A 1,305-nucleotide genomic window follows, 5' to 3' on the forward strand; every position below is an offset into this window, starting at 1 on the left:
AAATACATCCTGAAGAATATCAAGAGAAAGAACAAAAAAATAATCAGAATCATGGCAGAGGTATGAGCAGATAGAAAAAGCCCTTATCATAGTTGATAAAGGCTTAAATAAATACAATCTAGTATTAGTAGTACTAAACAATACAAATATTATACCACGCTTTTATGCCGAGAAAACTTTTTGTTTTAAAGAGTCCTTAAATTAGACTTAAAGCGTCAGCGGTCGATAGCGTCAGCTATTAACCCGACCGACTGACAGCTTTTAGGATTTTTAAGGACGCAAACTTTAAAGCAAAAAGGAAATTGGAATAAAGCAACAAAGGGGGTTGAAGAAAATGAGTAAGAAGAAAAAGATTAATTTAGCAATATCAATTGCTCAAGTAGTAGTTCAGGCGTTAATACTTTATAACACTTATCAGCAATATAAATATTCTAAAAAATATTGAGCTTAATAAAAAATAAAGACTTAGTCTGAATAGACCAAGCTTTTTGTTAGTGTTATATTAATACACAAATAAAATAAAAAAAGAAGTCGCTCACCCCAAACCGACCAAAGTTTTCGTGAACGACAAAACCGTAATAAAATGTAAGAATTATGTTTTATTAATTTGTATATCTAGATATTAAACGATTTAAGTTTATTCTTCAAGATATATATTCGGGTGAGCGACTTCTTAAACAAAATAAGGAGTCGATTTTTTTATGAGTAAAAAAGAGAAAGAGAAATTATCAAATCAAAGTCTAGAACAAGAAAAGTGTAATTTTTCGTTAACCGGTATATCTAATAGCCGGTTAAGTGCACATACTGTGTGCATATCAAAACCAAAAATCAGTTTTGACCGTATGACAATCATTGGGAATTTAAATAAAAATAATGCTCAAAAACTTTCTGAATTCATGAGTGTTGATCCACAAATAAAGCTTTGGGATATGTTACAAACAAAATTTAAAGCTAAGGCACTTCAAGAAAAAGTTTATATTGAATATGACAAAGTGAAAGCAGATAGCAGATAATTGGGATAGACGTAATATGCGAGTTGAATTTAATCCAAATAAATTAACACATGATGAAATGCTATGGTTAAAGAAGAACGTTATTGACTACATAGAAGATAAAGGTTTTACAAGACTTGATTTGGCGTTTGATTTTGAAGATGATTTAAGTGATTACTACGCAATGACTGATAAAACAGTTAAGAAAACAATTTTTTATGGTCGTGATGGTAAACCAGAAACAAAATATTTTGGTGTACGTGATAGTGATAGATTTATAAGAATTTATAACAAGAAACAAGAACGTAAAGAT

Annotated in this window: 1 pseudogene; it reads left to right on the top strand. The window is 29.7% G+C overall.

From position 1 onward, the window contains the following. Positions 1 to 701: 701 nt before the first annotated feature. Positions 702 to 1,305: pseudogene (locus tag KA867_RS13345) on the top strand (replication initiation factor domain-containing protein); the annotation flags it as partial.

The organism is Staphylococcus sp. GDH8C109P (assembly GCF_017893405.1).
GTDB classification, from domain to species: Bacteria; Bacillota; Bacilli; order Staphylococcales; family Staphylococcaceae; genus Staphylococcus; species Staphylococcus cohnii.